General features: G+C 72.2%; 20 protein-coding genes. 16 read left to right on the top strand and 4 right to left on the bottom strand.

Features of this window, described 5'->3' with window-relative positions; genetic code table 11:
* Nucleotides 1-95: 95 nt before the first annotated feature.
* The 3 genes from OO60_RS47880 to OO60_RS26965 all read left to right on the top strand — a co-directional run bounded on the left by OO60_RS47880 (nt 96) and on the right by OO60_RS26965 (nt 1,522).
* Nucleotides 96-377, top strand: coding sequence for a hypothetical protein (locus OO60_RS47880; RefSeq protein ID WP_420835591.1), 282 nt, complete (start codon nt 96-98; stop codon nt 375-377).
* A 13-nt stretch (nt 378-390) separates the two neighbouring features.
* Nucleotides 391-657: a hypothetical protein gene (locus OO60_RS47875; protein WP_033262349.1), complete on the top strand. Its 267-nt coding sequence runs from the start codon at nt 391-393 to the stop codon at nt 655-657.
* Nucleotides 658-730: 73 nt separating this feature from the next.
* Nucleotides 731-1,522, top strand: coding sequence for an FkbM family methyltransferase (locus OO60_RS26965; protein ID WP_240490913.1), 792 nt, complete (start codon nt 731-733; stop codon nt 1,520-1,522).
* Here OO60_RS26965 and OO60_RS26960 read toward each other — a convergent pair.
* The gene (locus OO60_RS26960; protein WP_033262348.1) at nt 1,519-3,534 is read right to left on the bottom strand and encodes an MGH1-like glycoside hydrolase domain-containing protein; all 2,016 of its coding nucleotides are present in this window, start codon (nt 3,532-3,534) and stop codon (nt 1,519-1,521) included. The genes OO60_RS26965 and OO60_RS26960 overlap by 4 nt on opposite strands.
* A 198-nt stretch (nt 3,535-3,732) precedes the next feature.
* Here OO60_RS26960 and OO60_RS26955 point away from each other — a divergent pair, with 198 nt between their 5' ends.
* Nucleotides 3,733-4,107 (top strand): hypothetical protein, encoded by a 375-nt coding sequence (locus tag OO60_RS26955; protein WP_051767778.1) that lies wholly within the window; start codon nt 3,733-3,735, stop codon nt 4,105-4,107.
* A 426-nt stretch (nt 4,108-4,533) separates the two neighbouring features.
* On the opposite strand, the gene OO60_RS26950 is transcribed toward OO60_RS26955, so the two are convergent.
* Entirely contained in the window at nt 4,534-6,516 is a 1,983-nt protein-coding gene (locus OO60_RS26950; protein WP_033262347.1) for an APC family permease, read from the bottom strand.
* Nucleotides 6,517-6,678: 162 nt separating this feature from the next.
* On the opposite strand from OO60_RS26950, the gene OO60_RS26945 reads away from it, so the two are divergent.
* Nucleotides 6,679-7,086: a ChaB family protein gene (locus tag OO60_RS26945; RefSeq protein ID WP_004562200.1), complete on the top strand. Its 408-nt coding sequence runs from the start codon at nt 6,679-6,681 to the stop codon at nt 7,084-7,086.
* A gap of 18 nt (nt 7,087-7,104) precedes the next feature.
* On the opposite strand, the gene OO60_RS26940 is transcribed toward OO60_RS26945, so the two are convergent.
* The gene (locus tag OO60_RS26940; RefSeq protein WP_004562201.1) at nt 7,105-7,497 is read right to left on the bottom strand and encodes a hypothetical protein; all 393 of its coding nucleotides are present in this window, start codon (nt 7,495-7,497) and stop codon (nt 7,105-7,107) included.
* Nucleotides 7,498-7,661: 164 nt separating this feature from the next.
* On the opposite strand from OO60_RS26940, the gene OO60_RS26935 reads away from it, so the two are divergent.
* Genes OO60_RS26935 through OO60_RS26915 form a run of 5 tightly spaced genes read left to right on the top strand, consistent with a single transcriptional unit; the run spans nt 7,662 to nt 12,414 of the window.
* Nucleotides 7,662-8,294: a chemotaxis protein CheB gene (locus OO60_RS26935; RefSeq protein ID WP_004562202.1), complete on the top strand. Its 633-nt coding sequence runs from the start codon at nt 7,662-7,664 to the stop codon at nt 8,292-8,294.
* A gap of 48 nt (nt 8,295-8,342) precedes the next feature.
* Nucleotides 8,343-9,359 (top strand): chemotaxis protein CheB, encoded by a 1,017-nt coding sequence (locus OO60_RS26930; RefSeq protein ID WP_004562203.1) that lies wholly within the window; start codon nt 8,343-8,345, stop codon nt 9,357-9,359.
* Nucleotides 9,356-10,117, top strand: coding sequence for an ATP-binding protein (locus OO60_RS26925; protein WP_004562204.1), 762 nt, complete (start codon nt 9,356-9,358; stop codon nt 10,115-10,117). Before OO60_RS26930 ends, OO60_RS26925 begins: the two co-directional genes overlap by 4 nt.
* A gap of 11 nt (nt 10,118-10,128) precedes the next feature.
* On the top strand, nt 10,129-11,988 hold the full coding sequence (locus tag OO60_RS26920; protein ID WP_004562205.1) for a CheR family methyltransferase: 1,860 nt from the start codon (nt 10,129-10,131) through the stop codon (nt 11,986-11,988).
* Nucleotides 11,989-12,036: 48 nt separating this feature from the next.
* A complete protein-coding gene (locus tag OO60_RS26915; protein WP_004562206.1) occupies nt 12,037-12,414 on the top strand; it encodes a hypothetical protein in 378 nt (125 codons plus the stop codon).
* An 18-nt stretch (nt 12,415-12,432) separates the two neighbouring features.
* Here OO60_RS26915 and OO60_RS26910 read toward each other — a convergent pair whose 3' ends face one another.
* Complete coding sequence (locus OO60_RS26910; RefSeq protein ID WP_004562208.1) at nt 12,433-14,085, bottom strand: glutamate--tRNA ligase; 1,653 nt, start codon at nt 14,083-14,085, stop codon at nt 12,433-12,435.
* A gap of 136 nt (nt 14,086-14,221) precedes the next feature.
* Here OO60_RS26910 and OO60_RS26905 point away from each other — a divergent pair, with 136 nt between their 5' ends.
* The 6 genes from OO60_RS26905 to OO60_RS26880 all read left to right on the top strand — a co-directional run bounded on the left by OO60_RS26905 (nt 14,222) and on the right by OO60_RS26880 (nt 17,802).
* Nucleotides 14,222-14,827 (top strand): hypothetical protein, encoded by a 606-nt coding sequence (locus tag OO60_RS26905; RefSeq protein WP_004562209.1) that lies wholly within the window; start codon nt 14,222-14,224, stop codon nt 14,825-14,827.
* Nucleotides 14,824-15,126, top strand: coding sequence for a DUF1905 domain-containing protein (locus OO60_RS26900; RefSeq protein WP_033262403.1), 303 nt, complete (start codon nt 14,824-14,826; stop codon nt 15,124-15,126). Before OO60_RS26905 ends, OO60_RS26900 begins: the two co-directional genes overlap by 4 nt.
* Before the next feature lie 87 nt (nt 15,127-15,213).
* On the top strand, nt 15,214-15,708 hold the full coding sequence (locus OO60_RS26895) for a YbaB/EbfC family nucleoid-associated protein (protein WP_033262346.1): 495 nt from the start codon (nt 15,214-15,216) through the stop codon (nt 15,706-15,708).
* 11 nt (nt 15,709-15,719) lie between these two features.
* On the top strand, nt 15,720-16,052 hold the full coding sequence (locus OO60_RS26890) for a hypothetical protein (RefSeq protein WP_004562212.1): 333 nt from the start codon (nt 15,720-15,722) through the stop codon (nt 16,050-16,052).
* Nucleotides 16,052-17,179, top strand: a complete 1,128-nt coding sequence (locus OO60_RS26885) for a hypothetical protein (RefSeq protein ID WP_004562213.1) — start codon at nt 16,052-16,054, stop codon at nt 17,177-17,179. Before OO60_RS26890 ends, OO60_RS26885 begins: the two co-directional genes overlap by 1 nt.
* 80 nt (nt 17,180-17,259) lie before the next feature.
* Nucleotides 17,260-17,802, top strand: coding sequence for a hypothetical protein (locus tag OO60_RS26880; RefSeq protein WP_004562214.1), 543 nt, complete (start codon nt 17,260-17,262; stop codon nt 17,800-17,802).
* Nucleotides 17,803-17,903 lie beyond the last annotated feature (101 nt).

Below are 17,903 nucleotides of genomic sequence, written 5' to 3'. Positions count from 1 at the left end.
TCGCGGCATCAAAGCCCGGCGTGCACCAGGCGGCCGCAGCGTGTTTCGGCTCGGCGTCAGCGGGAAGCCCGGGGAACACCGGACGGAGGAGCCCGATGACCGAGCCGAACCAGAGCTACGACCCGCCGCAGGACACCGGCGAGCCCGACGCCGTCGAGACCGACCCCGCCGCGCTCAACAGCGCCGAGGACCTCGACGAGGACCGGATCAAGGCCGACCCGCTCGAAGAGGGCATGGACCCGCCCGAGCACTGGTCGGGCGTCACGAAGTACGGGATGACGCCGTGGGAGCAGGCCCACCCGCGCGGGCTGGGCGACCGGCTCGGCGAGGAGCGCCCGGACCCGGCGACCGAAGTGCCGGACCCGGCCACCGAGTGAGGAGGTACCACGAATGTCCGAACCGGACACTGCCCGCTCCGAGCAGCAGGAGCGGCTCGAGCTCGACCACGACCCCGGCGGCCAGGACTCCCGCAAGTGGGCGCGCGAGGACCCCGACACCGGCGAGGTGATGCAGGACCCGATCCAGCTGGAGCCGGTCGAGGGCGACGGGCCGCCGTCCGACACCGAGCCCGACGAGGTCGCGGTGGACGCGGGCCCGGCCGTGGCCGCAGGCCCGGAACAGGGCGCCCTGCACATCGAAGACGAACCCGGGGACTGAAGCCGCGGCGGGGAGTGCCGCCGAACGGGGGTGCCCCGCGGAATCCGATGCTGATAAGCCTCTGCGCGTGACCATGGACGCGATCGACCTGCACAGCATCAACCCGTGGGAGGTGTCCTTCCTGCGCGAAGAGGTGGGCGCCTACTTCGCCAACGGGATCGGCCTCGCCCCCGGCGCCACCGTCCTCGACGTCGGCGCCAACATCGGAGTCTTCTCCGCGGCCGTGTACGAGCGGCTGGACGGGGACGTGCGGATCTACGCGTTCGAGCCGCTGCCGCCGCTGCACGCGACCCTCGACCGCAACGGCCGCGACTTCTTCGGCGGCCGCCTGAAAGCGCTGCCTTACGGCCTGGCCGCCCGCGAGGACGAGCTCGACTTCAGCTACTTCCCGGCGGCGACGATCTTCTCGTCGTCGTGGCGGGACGAGGGGAACGTCGAGGCCGAGCGGCGGCGAGTCACCGCCAGCGTCGTCGAGATGATCCGCCGCGGCGGACTCGGCGCCGGCCTGCGCCGCGTGCCCGCGCCCGTGCTGCGCGGGATCGTCGGGCGCAAGCTGCGGGTGATGCGGCAGCTCGAGACCCACCGCGTCCGCGTCCGGCCGCTCTCGGCGGTGCTCGACGAACAGGGCATCGACCGCGTCGACCTGCTCAAGGTCGACGTCGAAGGCGCCGAGCTCGACGTGCTGCGCGGCCTGGAAGACCGGCACTGGCCGCTGGTCCGGCAGGCCGTCGTCGAGGTCGAAGGCTGGGGGCAGCACCGCGAAACCGTCCGTGACGTCTTCACCGCGCGCGGCTTCACCGTCGAGGCCGTGCAGGACCCGGTCCAGGCGGCCGCCGACATCGGGATGGTCTTCGCGGTCCGCTAGCGGTACGCCAGCCAGTCGAGGTTGATCGCGCCGGTGTCGCCCGGGCCGTAGGACAGGGTCACCACCGGGTCCCGGCCGGTCAGCGGCACGTCGGCGAACGTCGTCGTGCCCCACGCGTCCCAGCTGTCGGACACCTTCGGGAAGGCGACCTGCCGCAGCGGCTGCCCGTCCACGGACAGCGTCATCGTGCGCGTGTCGCTGTTGGCGTTGGCGTACCGGACGGTGATCGGGCCGCGGGCCGGCGCCGTCGTGGTGCGGTGCACGGTGAAGGAGCTCGACGCACCCTGCGCCCAGAGGCCGTCGAGGAACGCGCGGCCCGAATAGCCCGTGTGGTTCACGTTCGTCTTCACGCCGCCGGAGTTGTGCGCGTCCTCGGCTTCCAGGTGCGCCGGGTCGGGGCAGCCGGTGAGGGCCGCGGTGCCCGCGGTGTCGGCGCAGCGGTCCTGCGCGTCGGGCACGCCGTCGCCGTCCCGGTCGCCGGCCGGGGCGCCGGCGAGGGTGATGTCGACGGTGTGGTCGCCGGTCAGCGTGGCCGGCAGCTCCGCGCGGGCGGCCCGGCCGTCCACCGCGACCGACCGGATCGCGGCGCCCGCGCCGTGCAGCGTGACGGTGAGGTTCGCCGCGCGGTACCGCACGTTCCGCAGCGTGACGTCGCCCCAGCCGGCCGGCAGGTGCGGGGTGAACGACAGTCCGCGGTCAGTGAAGGTCAGCCCGAACAGGCCGGTGTGGATCATGTCGAGGAACGCCGTGGCCGACCACGTCTGGTCCGGTTCGGAGCCCCAGTGGAACTTCACGGTGTCGCCCAGCCGCTGCCAGCCGCCGTCGACGACACCGGTGGTGCCGTGGTGGATCTCCCAGAACCCGCTGTTGGCGCCGGCCAGCTTGGCCAGGCGCGCGGTTTCCGCGGCGTAGGCGTTCGTTTCGCCCTGCCCGGCGAGGGCTTTCGCCCACAGCCCCTGGACGAGCGGCCAGACGATGGCGTTGTGCCGGCCGGGCTGCGCGTCGCTGTAGCGCGCCCAGTTCGGGTAGGTGTCCGGCATGCCCCAGGGCAGTTCCCGGGCGTGGCTCACGATCGACCGGGCCTGCGCGGGGTTCGCGACGCCGAAGATCAGCGCGAACGCCAGCCCGGTGCCCTCCTGGAAGGCGCCGCGGCGGCCGTCGGCCAGGAGCTGGTAGTCGTACAGCCCGGTGGCGGGGTTCCAGAAGTGGTCGTTGATCGCCGTCCGGAGCGCCTCGGCCCTGGCCCGGTACCCGGCGGTCTCCGGCCGGGCCAGCGTCTCGGCCATGTTGGCGGCGTTGACGTAGGCGGCGTAGTAGAGCTCGTTGGTGCTCAGGTACATCCCGCTCGCGACGCCCGGCCACGGCATGCTCCCGGTGCTGACCGACTCGGTCGCGTCCGCGGGCGGCGCGGGGTAGCCGGCGATCCCGTCGTTGAAGAACGACGCGCCGGTGAACAGGCCGTACGCGGTGTTGTAGCCGGCCGTGGTGGCGTGTTCGCGGATGGCCAGCGTGTCCGCCGCGGTCCGGTAGGCGTTCTCGAGGAACCCGCGGTCGCCGGTGACCAGGTAGTGGTGCCAGGCGGCGGTGACCCAGACGACCTGGTCCCACTGCTGGTCGTCCTGCTGCACGCGCAGGGCACCGGTCGCGTCCTTGTCGACGACCGCCCACAGCGTGTTCTTCGCCAGGGCCGGGTCGAGCAGGCTGGCGGCGTTCCAGCTGTTGACCGACGCGTCGCGGGTCCAGGGCTGGGCGTACCCGCCGCCGGCGCGGACGATCCCGGTGGCCGGGTCGAGCAGCCCGGCCCGGTCGTACTTGGCGTCGTAGGCGATGGTGTTGGTGCGCAACAGGTTCTGCAGCGCGGCGGCGTAGGCGCTGCCGAACAGCGCCTGACTGTCCGGGTTGGCGAACACCAGCGAGGGCGGTGCGGGGCTCGCGGTGGCCGGGGCGGCGGCCCCGGCGAGTGCGCTGCCCATCGTGACCAGGACCAGGAGTGCGTGACCGAGCCGCTTCATGCGCCTACCCCTTTCCGGCGGGCGCCATTGCACCACGGACTCGCCGGTTCTTCCCCGGAACCGGCGGAATCCTGTCCGTTTCTGTCCGCCGTCACGCAGTGCTCACCCGCCGTGATTATGATCGGCCAGATGGGCCGATCGGGTGGCAACGCCGGGCCGCGCCCTGCATACTGCAGGAATGGCGCGAAGGAACCCGGCGTGAGTCCGCGCGAAGGAAAGCGCCCGAAATTCGGCCGGATCGACCCGTTTTGCCTGATGGCGGTGTTCCCGGTGCTGCTCGTCGCGGGGATCCTCGGCGCACTGGTCAACGTGGGGCTGGGGATCGGGTTCGCCGTCTTCGCGGGCTTGATCCTGCTCTTCGACTCGTGGGTCAACCGGCCGGGCCCGGTGCCACCGCCCGAGCGCCCGGCCCGCGCCCGGCGGCCGGCGGCCCCGCAGCCGTCCCGGGCCCCGGCTCGGGCCCAGTCCCAGACTCAGGCCCAGGCCCGCCGCCCGGCGGGCGATCGGGGGCCGGCGCGGGCTCCGTCGCGCGCCCCGGCTCGCCGGGGTGGCCCGCCTCCACCGGCGCGATGATCGCCTGCTGAAGGAGCCCGGATGCCGCGGGCGTCGGCGGGGGAGTTGGCTGGGATGGACCGCCCTCGGCGCGAGCTCCGGTAGCTGGTTCGGCCCTCTGCGGCTGGCCCGCCTCTGCGCCGCCGCCCGAACGCCCGGCCTGCGGCCGCCGCCCGGCGGCCCCGCAGCCATCCCAGGCTCCTCAGGCCCAAGCCCAGGCGCGCCGCCCGGCGGGCGACCGTGGGCTGGACCCAGACCCCTCGGACCGCCGGGGCGGCCCGCCCCCATCGGTGCGATGACCGCCTGCTGAGCGGAGCCAGGGCTGCGAGCCTGGCTGTCGGCAGGGGAGTCGGGTGGTGTGGCCCGCCCCAGCGCGAGCCCCGGCAGCTGGCCCGGCCCACGCCAGCGAGCCTCGGCGGCGAAGCAGGTGCCCCGCCGCCGAGGGCATCAGCCGCCGACGTGGATGCCCGGGCGGCGGTCCGGGTCCTTCTCGCTGCTGCGGATGATCTCCCGCACGACCGGTGCCGTGTCGCCGCGGCCGAGGAGCAGGTAACGGAACAAGTGGCCGAGCGGATTCCCTTCAGCCCACTCGAAATGACACTGCGGCCGGACCCCCGTCACGTCGCGCAGCGCCAGCAGGATCGCCGCGATCGCGTTGGGGGCCGCCGGGCTCGCCGCGCGGAGCACCCGGTGGCCGTCGATGTCGACTCCTCGGACCTTCAGCACGTTGCTGAACTCCGACGGGTCCACCACGTCGATCTCGAGGAACAGGATGTCCGCCGCGCCGGGCACCGGGTTCATCGCGCGCTGCTCGGCTTCCTTGGCCGAATACTCGGCGTCGTCGCCGCCCTGGCGGCGGTTGGCGATGATGTGCAGGGCGCCGTCGTGGGCCAGTGATTCCGTGATGAACCGGCGCGCCTCGTCGTCGAACTCGATGTGGTCGGCCCGCAACTCCGTGGTCCTGGTGACCCGGGAAACCAGCGAGACCACGATGATCCCGAGGATGAACAGCGCCGAGATGGCGATCCCGTCCGGCTTCTCGATGACGTTCTCGACCAGGGCGTAGAGCAGGACCAGCGTGAGCACGAGGAAGCCGGCCGCGGCGCCGCGCTGCCGGTGCCGGATCGCCGAGATGCTGACCGCGACCGCGCCCGAGACCATCATCGCCAGGATGCCGGTCGCGTACGCGCCGGCTTGGGCGTTGACGTCCGCGCCGAACGCGATGGTGATCAGGATGCTGATCGCCGTGTAGACGATCACCACCGGCCGGACGGCGCGGCCCCACTCCGGGGCCATGCCGTAGGACGGCAGGTACCGCGGCACGATGTTGATCAGCCCGGCCATCGCCGAGGCGCCGGCGAACCACAGGATCAGGACGCTGCTGACGTCGTACACCGTCCCGAAGATCTCGCCGAGTTCGTGGTGGGCCAGGTAGGCCATGGCCCGGCCGTTGGCCTCACCGCCGTCCTTGAACGCGTCGGCGGGGATCAGCACGGTCGTGACGAAGCTGGTCGCGATCAGGAACACCGACATGATGAGCGCCGCGGCGGTCAGCAGCTTGCGCGTGTTGCGGATCCGGGACTCGAGCTTCTCCTCGGCGGTCTTCCCGTCCGCCGCCACCAGCGGCATCATGCTGACGCCGGTCTCGAACCCGGACAGGCCCAGCACCAGCATCGGGAACGCGATGACCGCGGGCCCGATGATGCCGCCGAACCCGCCGCCGCCGGCGGTCAGCGCGTCGGTCCAGTGCGACAGCGCGGCGGAGTCGCCGAGCAGGTCGATCACGCCGGCGACCGTGACCACGGCGTTGAGCAGCAGGAAGACGGCGACGAGGGGGATGGCAACCCCGACGGCCTCGCTGAACCCGAGCAGGAACACGCCGCCGAGGATCAGCAGCAGCACGACGGTGATCAGCACCGCGTGCCCGTGCAGGAACCCGGGCAGGTACGGGTTTTCGAGCATGTGCACAGTGGCGTCGGCCGACGACAGGGTGATCGTGATGATCCACGACGTGGCGACGAACCCGAGCAGCGTGAGCACGAACAGCTTGCCCCGCCAGAACGGCAGCAGGTTCTCCAGCATGGCCACCGAGCCCTGCCCGTGCGGGCTCTCGCGGGCGACCCGGCGGTACATCGGGAGCATGCCGAACAGGGTCAGCGCGACGATCAGCAGCGTCGCGAGCGGCGACAGCGCCCCGGCGGCGAGCGCGGCGATCCCGGGCAGGTAGGAGAGGGTGGAGAAGTAGTCGACGCCGGTCAGGCACATGACCTTCCACCAGGCCTGCGGCGTGCCGTGGTCTTCACCGCCGGCCCGCCCGACGGGCGCCACCCGGTGCTCCAGCAGCCACCGGGCCACGCCGGAAGCGGGTGGCTGCGGCGGCACCGGGCTGTCGACCCGCGCCGGAATGGTCAAATCGGGTGAAACACCCATGTCCGCCCTCTCGTCCCCGAACACACCGGCCCCCAGAATGCCCGATCCCGCCGTGGCACCGCACGGGAGGCTCCCGCCGGTCCTCTTCGGACGGCAGCCGGATCCGCGGCGTGGCCGCACGTCGCCGTTTCACCACCCCGGCGACCGGGTAGCCGAGCCCGCATGCCCGGACGCGAAGACCTGCCCAGCACCCTTCTGCGGTCGCCGCGCAAGGCCCAGGACACCTGGGTGGCCGCGCACGACTCCGCCCTGCGGACCTACGGCCCCGGCCGACGGGCCCAGCAGACCGCCTACTCGGCGCTGAAACACACCTTCGAGAAGGTCGGCGACCACTGGGAACCCAAACCCGAACGCGGGCCGTCCGACGAACAGGCCGCCGGCGGGGCCGGGCAGCCGGAGCGGCCGACCCGCGGCGGCGTGAACGCGACCGCGAGCCGGCAGCACCTCTACGAACGCGCGAAGCAGCTCGGTGTCCCCGGGCGGTCCCGGATGTCGAAGGACGAGCTCGTCACCGCGCTGGAGAAGGAGAACCGGCGGCGCACCGACCGGGCGCGCCGCGCCGGAGCCTGACCTGTCCGGTGTGGACGGTCAGAACTCGTCGGCGTCGGTGAGCTCGTGCTCGAACGCGTCCGCGCGGGCGACGACCGCCTTCAACGGGCGCTCGAACTCCTCCTGGATGCTGAGGTCCTCCAGCGGCACCGTGTGCTTGAGCAGCGCGACGCCGTCGACCACCGCCGCGCCGCCGACCGCCGAGGCGCCGGCGAGCTCGAGCAGCCGCCGCAGGTCGACCCGGTCGGCCCAGCCGACCGGGGAGGAGATCTCGATCCAGGAGCCGCCGTCGAGCTCGGCGAGGTGGTGCACCGTCGCCTGCTGGGTGCGGTTCCGCGGGCCCTCCAGCCGGAACCGCAGCCAGCCCTCCGACTCCTCGAGGACCTCGTACCGCGTCCGGACAAAGTTGATCACGTCGATCCAGGTGGTCACCCGCTGCGCCTCCCGCCTTCGGCCTGCCTGCGCGGTCGAGCATCTCACGTCCGCGGCCGGCCCGGTCCGCTGGTCGCCGCCCCGGATCCGTGACACGATGGATCGGTGCGGGCCCGTCGAGCAGGACGGCGGATTTCGCCGGTCGTCGCCGGCGGTGAGCGCCGGTGACCGCCGGCCATCCGGCGCGGGTGCCGGTCGTCGCCCTGGTCGCCTCGGCCGGTGGCCTGGACGCCCTCGCGCGGGTGCTCGGCCCGCTTCCCGCGGACCTCCCCGCGGCGGTCCTGGTCGCCCAGCACCTGGACCCGTTCCGCGCGAGCCACCTGACGTCGATCCTGGCCGAGCGCACTGCGCTGCGGGTCGCCGAAGCCCGGGACGGCGACGCCCTCGCACCGGGCGTGGTGCTGGTCGTGCCGGCCGGACGGCACCTCCTGCTGACCCCGGAGCAAAGCGTCGTGCTGGTCGACTCCGGCCCGTTGCCGCCCGCGCGGCCGTCGGCGGACCTGCTGCTGGCCACGCTCGCCGTCACCTGCGGGCCCCGGGCGCTGGCGGTCGTCCTGACCGGCAAGGGCACCGACGCGCAGGCCGGGATCCGCGCCGTCGCGCGGTGCGGCGGCACCGTGTTCGCCCAGGACGAGGCGACGTCGGCGCACTTCGGCATGCCCGGCGCCGCCATCGGCACCGGCCTGGTCCACGCCGTGCTGCCGCTGTCCCGCATCGCCGGGGCCGTCGTGGACCACGTCGGCCGGGAAGCCTCGCTGACGGCGTTTAGCTCCGGCCGCGGGGGCTACTCGACGTAGTGAACGGCCTCTACTACCGTGAAGTGAACAGTGAGGAGGTGGGGGTGGGTGCCACCTTTCCGGCGTGACCTCGTGGTCGTCGGCGCCTCGGCCGGCGGGGTCGAAGCGCTGCGCACGATGATGTCCGCCCTGCCGCCGGACTTCCCCGGGGCGCTGCTCGTCGTCATGCACCTCGCCGCCGGCACCCAGAGCGCACTGGCCCGGATCCTCGACCGGGCCGGCCCGTTGCCCGCCCGGCCCGCCCGCCACGGCACGCCGATCGAGCCGGGCACCGTGTACGTCGCGCTGCCCGACCGGCACCTGCTCACCGAAGACGGCGCCCTGGTCCTCACGCGGGGACCGACCGAGAACGGGCACCGGCCGGCGATCAACGCGACCTTCCGCTCGGCCGCGCTGACCGGCGGGCCGAAGGTCATCGGCGTCGTGCTCTCCGGGGTGCTGGACGACGGGGCCGCCGGGCTGCGCGCGATCGTGGACCGGGGCGGTGCCGCCGTGGTCCAGGACCCCGACGACGCGCTGTACGGTGGGATGCCGCAGAACGCGCTGGCCGCGGTGGACACCGAGCACGTGGTGCGGGCCGGTGAACTCGGCGCGTTGCTCGACAAGCTGGTCCGGATGCCGGTGGAGCCGTCCGCGGTGCCGCCGCCCGCGGAAATGCTCCTGCTGGAGGACCGGATCGCGCGCGAGTCGGTGCGGGCAGGCGCGTTCCCGCCCGCCGAGCACGACGGCTCGGGGTACACCTGCCCCGACTGCCAGGGTGGGCTCACCGAAGTCGACCCGGAGGGCCGGTACCGCTGCCGGATCGGGCACGCCTGGTCGGCGCAGGCCCTGTTCGCCGCCCACGACGACGAGTTCCGGTTCGCGCTGGAGAAGGCGCTGCGCGCGCTCGACGAAAAGGCGGGCCTGGCCCGGAAACTGGCAGCACAGTTCTCCGGCAGCCGCCCCGGCGGCCTGGCGGACCGCTATGCGACCTCCGCCAGGGAGGCCGCCGAAGCCGCGGAGACCCTGCGCCGGTTCCTGCTCGACGCGACCGGCCCCTTCGGGGAGGAAACGGCGTCGTCGTGACTCGCGCTTCCGTCCGGCTGGACGTCGACCGGCAGGAGCGGGCGACCGTCGTCGGGGTCACCGGCGAGCTGAACCTCGCCTCGTACCCGACCCTCCGGGACGGCCTGCTCAAGATCGCCACCGACGCACCGGACGGCCTGGTGGCCGACATCCGCGACCTGGCCGTCGACGACTCCTCGCTGGTGAGCGTCTTCTCCCTGATCGCCATGCGGATCGGTGACTGGCCGGGCATCCCGTTCACGCTCGTCGCCGGGGCCGCGCTCCAGGACCTGCTGCGCCGCCACGTCGTCGACCGCTACGTCCCGGTCCGCGGCGACCTGGCGGCGGCGACGGCGGCACTGGACCACCCGGTGCGCCGCCGGTGCGAACGCACCTTCCCGCGCGTCGAGGGCACGTCGTCGCACATCCGCGAGTTCGTCACCGACAAGCTGACCGAATGGCAGGTCCCGGAGCTCGCCGAAGACGCCCGCCTGATCGCCACCGAGCTCGTCGAGAACGTGTTGCGGCACACGACTTCCGAGCCGAGGTTGCGGCTCGACCTGCGCCGCGGGGTGTGCACGGTCGCTGTGGCCGACCAGGACGCGCGCCCGGCCATGCTGCTCGAACGGCTGTCCCCGTTCGAACCCGGCATGGGGTTGAAGCTCGTCGCGCAGATCGCCCGTTCGTGGGGCTGCAGCCGATCCTGGGCCAGCGGGAAGGTCGTCTGGGCGGTTCTGCTTCGCCGTCCCCGGCCCGCCGGTGCCCGTTCCGCCGGGTAGCGTATCGGATCGTGAGCGAGCCCAGGGAACCCAACGGCGAGTTCGAGTCCGTGCTGACCTACCTCAAGGAATCGCGCGGCTTCGACTTCACCGGGTACAAGCGGAGCAGCCTCATGCGCCGGGTCCGCCGCCGGATGAGCCAGGTCGAGATCGACAGCTACGCGGACTACATCGACCAGCTGCAGGTCAACGCCGACGAGTTCGTCGCGCTGTTCAACACCATCCTGATCAACGTGACCGGGTTCTTCCGCGATCCGGACGCGTGGGATCACCTGCGGGGTCAGGTGCTGCCGGCGCTGCTGGCCGAGCGCAGCCCCGAAGAGCCGATCCGCGTGTGGAGCGCCGGCTGCGCGGCCGGGCAGGAGGCGTACAGCCTGGCGATGCTCTTCGCCGACGCGCTCGGCATCGAAGCGTTCCGGCAGCGGGTGAAGATCTACGCGACCGACGTCGACGACGAGGCGCTGGCGCAGGCCCGGCACGCCGCCTACACCCCGGCGGAGGTCGATGGGCTCTCCGAAGCGCAGCTGGAGCAGTTCTTCGAGCTGCAGGGCAGCCGGTACTGCTTCCGCAAGGACCTGCGCCGGTCGGTGATCTTCGGGCGCAACGACCTGGTGCAGGACGCGCCGATCTCGCGGATCGACCTGCTGGTCTGCCGCAACACGCTGATGTACTTCAACGCCGAGACGCAGACCAAGATCCTGGAGCGCTTCCACTTCGCGCTCGCCCCGCGCGGGGTGCTGTTCCTCGGCAAGGCCGAGATGCTGCTGTCGCACAGCCGGATCTTCGAGCCGATGGACCTCAAGCGGCGGGTCTTCCGCAAGGCGGTCAACGCGCCGGTGAGCTTCAACCACTTCGTCTCGCACGGCTTCCCGCAGCGCCGCACCCAGGAGATCTCCGGCATCGAGGAGCTGCGCGAGCACGCGTTCTCGGCCAGCCCGGTCGCGCAGATCGTCTTCACCGAGGGCGAGACGACGGCGCTGATCAACTCCCAGGCGGAGGTCGCGTTCGGACTGTCCGATCGCGACATCGGGCGGCCGCTGCGCGACCTGGACGTCTCCTACCGCCCGGTGGCCCTGCGCGCCTACGTCGAGCAGGCCCGCCTGGAACGCCGGTCGCTGCGGATCAAGGACGTCGAGTGGCGCCGGGCCGGCGAGACCGTGTGGTACGAGGTGCACGTCAACCCGTTGGTGAACAAGGACAAGACGCTGCTCGGCGTCTCGGTGGTGTTCCACGACGTGAGCTGGGCGCGCCAGCTGCTCACCGAGCTGGAGCACACGAACCGGCAGCTGGAGTCGGCCTACGAGGAACTGCAGTCGACCAACGAGGAACTCGAGACCACGAACGAGGAACTCCAGTCCACAGTGGAGGAGCTGGAGACCACCAACGAGGAGCTCCAGTCCACCAACGAGGAACTGGAGACGATGAACGAGGAGCTACAGTCCACCAACGACGAGCTGCAGACGATCAACGACGCCCTGCGCGAGCGCAGCCTCGACCTCGACGAGGTGAACGAGTTCCTCGAGTCGGTGCTCACCTCGATCCGGGCGGGCATCGTGGTGATCGACGCCGAGATGCGGATCAAGGCGTGGAACCGCGGCGCCGAGGACCTCTGGGGCGTGCGGCGGGAGGAGGCCGAAGGCACCCACCTGCTGAACCTGGACATCGGCCTGCCGGTGGCGGAGGTGCGCCCGGTGGTGCGCGAAGCGCTGTCCGACGCGACGTACTACGGCGAGCTGACGCTGGACGCGATCAACCGGCGCGGCCGCGCGGCGGTGGTCCGGCTGCTGTGCAGCCCGCTGCGCGGCCCGAACGGCGACAGCCACGGCGCGTTGCTGATGATGGAGGAAACGAAGACCGAAGCCCCCGAGTGAGCGGCCGGGGGATTGCGGCGCCCGCGCCGGGCTGTTAATCGTTGATCCATGGGGTTGACCAACGTGTGGCTCGCCACGCTCAGCGACGGCCTGCTCCGCGCCGACCAGGTCGTCGGCCTGACGGCGCACGCGACACCGGCACTGACCGGAAAGCCACCCCGCTGGCTGCTCGACGCAACGATCCGCACGGCGGCGGGCAGCGGCAGCGGCGACGGCTGGGACGTGGGCATCCTCCACCGCACCCTGATCCAGACGCCGGGGGAGCCGGTGGGGGCGCCGGAGGCTCTGGCCCGGCTGTTGGCCCGGCTCGATCGCGAGGACGCGGCGGGCCTGATCGCCGCGGTGGCCGACAGCGGGGCAAGGGTTCCGAGCGTGGTGCGGTTCGCGTTCCGTCCGTTCGAGGACGGCGAGGGCTCCGGCGCGTGACGCCGGAGCCTCCGCCCGCTACTTCGTGAGCGCGGCGATCCGCCCCAGGACTTCTTCCTGACCCAATGCCTGCGTGATCGCGTGCAGGTCCGGGCTGCGCGTCGACCCGGTCAGGGCGATGCGGATGATCTGGGACGCCTCGCGGATCGAGCCCGGGAAGCCCTCGGGGTTCTTCTTGAACTCCTTGGCGTTGCGGGCGAAGCCGTGCTTGGCCGCGACCGTGCGGATCTGGTCGAACCACTCCTGGCCGTCGTCGAGCTGGCGGTAGTCCGCCGCGAAGTCGCGGGCGACCGCCGCCACGACCGCCGGGTCGACGCCGAGGGCCGCGATGCGCTCGTCTTCGGGGCCGGTGACCGCCGCGTGGAGCTGCGGGAAGAAGAAGCCGTAGACCGCGCGGAACTCGCTCCACTTCTTCAGGTCCTTGCGCGGGTTCTCGGCCCCTTCGCGCTCGACGGCCAGCGCGCGCAGCGCGAGGTCCGGCTCCTCGTCCAGGACCCGGCGCAGCTCGGGGTCGAACCGCCCGGCCCAGCCGCGGACGGCCTCGAGGATCTCCGCGCCGGACAGCGTGGCGATGTGGTCGGCCGCGATGTCGTCCAGCTTGACCAGGTCCACCAGCGGGCCGGCGACGCCGCACTCGGCGAGGTTGATCGGCTCGGTGAGCGCCTGCTCCAGCGGCATCTCGGCGAGGCGGCCGTTGACCAGGCCGCGCAGGTAGTACAGGACGGCTTCGGCGGGGTAGCCGGCCTCGATGAAGAAGTCGACGGACGCTTCCGGGTCCTTGCGCTTGGACAGCTTGCGCTTGCTGCCGCCCTCCTGCTTCATCAGCGGTGCGATGTGCGCGTAGGTGATCGGCTCGAAGCCCAGCGCGTCGAACAGCTGCTGGTGCACCGGGACCGAGGAAATCCACTCGTCGCCGCGGATCACCAGGTTCACCCGCATGAGGTGGTCGTCGACGGCGTGCGCGAAGTGGTACGTCGGCAGCCGCGGGCTCTGGTCGGAGCTCTTCAGGATGACGACGTCGTTGCGGTTGGCCTCGGCTTCCAGGGGCCCGCGGATGGCGTCGGTGAACCGGGCGCGCGCGCCGGTGTCGTCCGGTGCGCGGAACCGCACGACGTACGGCGCGCCGGCGTCGAGCTTGGCCTGGACGTCGGCCGGGTCGGCGTCGCGCCAGATGGCCCAGCTGCCGTAGTAGCCGGTGGGCAGCTTGGTGGCCTGCTGCCGCTGGGTGATCGCGGCCAGCTCCTCCTTGGTGGCGAAGTCCAGGTACGCCTTGCCCTGGCGGAGGAGGTGGCGGACGTAGCTGAGGTAGATCCGCTCGCGGGCCGACTGCTGGTACGGGCCGTAGTCGCCGCCGCGGTCGAGGTCCTCGTCGGCGGCGAGGCCGAAGTACGAGAAACCGCGCTCGAACTGCTCCAGGATGCCCTCGACCTCGCGGGACTGGTCGGTGTCCTCGATGCGCACGAGGTAGCGGCCGCCGGAGCGCCGGGCGACGTCCTGGTCGATCAGGCCGACGTAGACGCCGCCGAGGTGGAGGGACCCGGTCGGGGACGGGCCCAGGCGCGTGACCAGCGCGCCGCCGGGGAGGTCGCGGGCGGGGTACTGCTGCTCCCAGTGCTCGGGTTCGGGCAGGTCGGCAGGGAAGAGTGCGTCGATGACCGCTCGGTCCAGCATGGGTTGTTCTCCCGCGTCGTGGTGCGCTTGCCTCGGCGAAAATGGTCGTTTTCGCCGGAGAAGAGCCTAGCCGTGCGGCCTGCCGCCCCGCCCGGGCAGGTGGTGCTCGGCGGGCCGCGGTGCTAACTTGCCGGGAATGCGCGGTTGGTTTCCTTTCGCCAGAACGCTTTCCGCCCTGGCTGCCCTGCTCCTCCTCCCGCTGACCGCCCCGGCGGCCGCGTCCGCGTCGCCTGGCGGCGAGTGCGCGACCCCGTCGATCGACCGGCTGCAGCAGTGGCTGGCCAGCGGCGAAGGGACGACCGTCCCAGCCACCGGGAGCCTCCTCGTGCCGGAGGGCCGCCGGTACGCGGCCAAGGTGACGTTCCTGAACGCCGAGTGGCACGTGGCCGTCGTCTGGCTGGGGAACCGGTTCGAGGCGCAGGCCGACCTGTCCCGCTCGGCGGGCTTCCTGCTGACCTACCGCGCGACCGAGGACCTGTACGTCCAGCTGCGCCCGGCGTCCCACTGGAGCGGCGGCGACAAGTGGCTCACCCTGGTGCCCTCGACGGGCGGCCGGCTGGTGACGCGGTTCTTCGCCTTCTCGCCGCGCCGGTGGACGTCGCTGCCCGAGCTGGGAACGCCGTCGTACTCGTTCGCCTCGGCGCTGAAGGAGGCGCGAGGGCTGGTGTTCGTGGGCAAGACGCCGAACGAGCTGGAGTTCCGCGGCCTGCGCGTCGACGGCTACCGCCCGCCGTGCCTCTGACCGTCGTCTTCGCGGCCGAGCTGTGGGAATGGGACGCCCGGCGCACCGACAGCTGGACCTTCGTCAGCCTGCCCGCCGAGGAGCCGGACGACATCCGCGCGCGCCACGCCGGGCCGCGGCGCGGCTTCGGCTCGGTGCGCGTCCGGGTGACGATCGGCGCCACGAACTGGCGGACCTCGATCTTCCCGGACGCCTCGCGCGGCGCCTACGTGCTGCCCGTCAAGCGGGCCGTCCGCGAAGCCGAAGGGCTCGGCGTGGGCGACGTCTGCACCGTGACCGTGGAGCTCGCCGGTCCGTGAGCGCCCCGTTCCGGCGAAACGCGATCGGTGGCGGACCGGATCTGCCATGATGCGGACACAGGCCCCGAACCGCGCAAGGGAGACACGATGTCCGCCCAGATGGACGAGCTGATCGCCCAGTTCCAGAACTTCCAGAGCAAGGTGCGGCAGGCCGAGGCTCGCTTCGCCGGCGTGGGTGACATGCAGGAGCGGATCGCCCGGCTGGAGACCACCGTCACCTCGCCCGACGGGACCGTGACCGTCACCGCGGGCGCCGGCGGGACCATCACCGGCCTGCGGCTCACCGCCGGCGCCACGCGCGTCGAAGCCGGGCAGCTGGCCGCCACCATCATGGACACCATCCGCCGGGCCGCGGCCGGGGCCGCGCAGCAGCAGGCCGGGATCGTCGACGAGACCTTCGGCGGCGCGTTCGGCGTGGACGTCTCGGCGCAGGTGCGGGAAGCCCAGGCCGAAGCGTTCGGAACCGCGGCGGCCGAGCCTGCGTCGGAACCCCAGCCGCGGCAGCCGTCGCGGCCCGCCCGCCGGCCCGCCGCCGAGGACGACGACGACTTCGGTCAAGGCCCCATCCTCCGCCGATCCTGAGGGAACCCGCGATGCCAGAAGGAATCCAGACCAACATCGGGGCGATCTCCGCCTACGCCAGGCAACTGCCGTTCTACGAGCAGGAAGCCGACAAGTTCGGCGCGAAGATCGACGCCGCCGACGTGACGAACGAAGCCTGGGGGCTGGTCGGCCTCTTCGCCAAGCAGGGCTACACCGACCGCCTCGCCGAGCTGCGCTCGCTGCTGACCGACCTCAAGGACGGCGTGGACGGCTTCACCACGAAACTGAACAAGGCCGCGGAGATGTACCAGGGCACCGAAGACGCCGGCAAGGTCACCTTCGGCCGGTACGAGGCGGAAATCGACGCGATCGGGCAGGACTGATGACCGAGCCGAAGAAGAGCATCGCCGACGCGCTGGACGTCGAGGCCTACGACGAGAGCACGGGCGCCAACCTCGACCGCGCCGCCGGGTACGTGCCGGTGGCCGGCACCGCCTACAAGGCGGGCAAGAAGATCGGGGAGCACGCGCGGCAGGCGGCGGAGGCCGACGGCCCCGGCGAGCTGGCGTCCGCGGGCGCCGCGCTGGTGGGTGACGGCGCGGCGTTCGTCGGCGCCGCGGCCGGCGACATGGTCACCTTCGCCATGGACCCGATCGGCTGGCTGGTCAGCCACGGCCTCAACATGCTGCTCGAACTGGTCCAGCCGCTGCAGGACGCGCTGCACCAGGTCACCGGCGACGGCCCGGCCATCGGGCACGCCTCGGAAAACTTCGTCACGATCGCGCAGGGGTTCGTCGCGCTCGCCGAGGACTTCGAGAAGACCGGCGACACCGCGCTGGCCGAGTGGGTGGACGACGCCGGCAACGCGGCGAAGGAAGCGCTCGGCGACTTCTCCTCGGGGATCCGCGGCATCGGCTCGGCCGCCGGTTCGGTGGCCGAGGTGCTGCAGATGTGGTCGATGGTGATGGTGGTCATCGAAGAGCTGATCAAGGGGATCATCACCGAGCTGGTGTCCTGGCTGATCACGCTGTGGCTGCCGGCGCTGGCCGCGTCGGTGATCAGCTTCGGCGGCTCGGTCGCGGCCGCGATGACCGCGTCGATCGCCAAGGCGGCCAGCGTGCTGCAGAAGGTGACGCGCTACCTGGGCAAGTTCGGCAAGCTGCTCGACAAGTTCATGGAGTTCCTGGTCAGGTACTCCGGGAAGCTCGAGGTGTTCACCCGGAAGCTGCGGGTCGGCGTGATGCCGGGGGAGACGAAGTTCGGCTTCGGCGCGGCGGCCCAGGGCTGGCAGCCGAGCAACCGGGCGCTCACGACGATGTTCGGCACCTCGGCCGGCGTCAAGCCGTTCCTCGCCGGCGCGGGGGTCAAGGCGGGCATCGGGGCCGGGAAGGGTGCCTTCGCCGAAGGCAAGGAAGCCGTCACGCCGGAGGGGGACGAACCGTGGTTCGACAAGAGCGAGATCGGCGGGGACCGGAGCCCGGAGGACACGCGCCGGGACCTGGACATCTGAACGGGTTCGCCGACCGCGTCGAGCGCTGGTCGGCCGAAGCGCAGGTCCGGCCGGGGTTCCGGGAAAGCGTCGAGGCGCTGATGCGGGACCGGTGGCGCGAGCCGGTCATCGTGCTGCGCCTCGGCGACACCGACGTGGGGTTCGACGTCCCCGGCCGTCGCCAGGACGGCACGGTCAAGGGCAAGCGGCTCGTCCGGCGGTTCTTCTGGAACGTCCTGCGCGGGATCGGCACGGCGGTGTTCGCCGTCTTCGCACTGGCCAACGGCGGCGCGCCGGGTCGGCCGTTCCGGCGCGAGGTCCGGGTTTCCGGTCCGGCGAACGCGCTGGTGCTCGACCTGGCCGACCGGCTGCGGCCGGTCGGCGGGCCGTGGCTGGTGTGCTCGCCGTCGTGCCTCGCGGTGGTGGACACCGGATCGACCGTCACCGACCCGGCCGACGCGCCCCCGCCGAAGATCGTCTGGGAGGCCCGGCAGCCGCAGGCCCCCGCGCTGAACTTCCCGAAGCGCACGCTGACCTGGCCGGACGGGTCCAGCTTCCGCTTCCCGCTGCACGGCCGCCCGGAGGAGCAGCACCTGCGGAAGTACTTCGAGCCACCGGCCACCGTGCACTGGAACGGCCGCTGACAGTCGTGAGTGAGAAACAGTGTTAGAGCCTGTTCCTGAACTGAGCTCGGGTGGGCGTGTTGCCGCTGGCAGCAGAGGAACTCCTGGTAGATCGAGCGGTG

Origin of the sequence: Amycolatopsis vancoresmycina (genome assembly GCF_000716785.1) — a bacterium.
Taxonomy (GTDB): domain Bacteria; phylum Actinomycetota; class Actinomycetes; order Mycobacteriales; family Pseudonocardiaceae; genus Amycolatopsis; species Amycolatopsis vancoresmycina.
Note: the sequence above shows the minus strand (reverse complement) of the source record. Positions and strands in the feature narration are given on the sequence as shown.

Coding starts and splice junctions, on each gene's coding strand:
- OO60_RS47880 (WP_420835591.1), top strand. CDS start 96: ATGACCGAGCCGAACCAGAGCTACGACCCGCCGCAGGACACCGGCGAG.
- OO60_RS47875 (WP_033262349.1), top strand. CDS start 391: ATGTCCGAACCGGACACTGCCCGCTCCGAGCAGCAGGAGCGGCTCGAG.
- OO60_RS26965 (WP_240490913.1), top strand. CDS start 731: ATGGACGCGATCGACCTGCACAGCATCAACCCGTGGGAGGTGTCCTTC.
- OO60_RS26960 (WP_033262348.1), bottom strand. CDS start 3,534: ATGAAGCGGCTCGGTCACGCACTCCTGGTCCTGGTCACGATGGGCAGC.
- OO60_RS26950 (WP_033262347.1), bottom strand. CDS start 6,516: ATGGGTGTTTCACCCGATTTGACCATTCCGGCGCGGGTCGACAGCCCG.
- OO60_RS26945 (WP_004562200.1), top strand. CDS start 6,679: ATGCCCGGACGCGAAGACCTGCCCAGCACCCTTCTGCGGTCGCCGCGC.
- OO60_RS26915 (WP_004562206.1), top strand. CDS start 12,037: ATGGGGTTGACCAACGTGTGGCTCGCCACGCTCAGCGACGGCCTGCTC.
- OO60_RS26910 (WP_004562208.1), bottom strand. CDS start 14,085: ATGCTGGACCGAGCGGTCATCGACGCACTCTTCCCTGCCGACCTGCCC.
- OO60_RS26905 (WP_004562209.1), top strand. CDS start 14,222: ATGCGCGGTTGGTTTCCTTTCGCCAGAACGCTTTCCGCCCTGGCTGCC.
- OO60_RS26895 (WP_033262346.1), top strand. CDS start 15,214: ATGTCCGCCCAGATGGACGAGCTGATCGCCCAGTTCCAGAACTTCCAG.
- OO60_RS26890 (WP_004562212.1), top strand. CDS start 15,720: ATGCCAGAAGGAATCCAGACCAACATCGGGGCGATCTCCGCCTACGCC.
- OO60_RS26885 (WP_004562213.1), top strand. CDS start 16,052: ATGACCGAGCCGAAGAAGAGCATCGCCGACGCGCTGGACGTCGAGGCC.
- OO60_RS26880 (WP_004562214.1), top strand. CDS start 17,260: ATGCGGGACCGGTGGCGCGAGCCGGTCATCGTGCTGCGCCTCGGCGAC.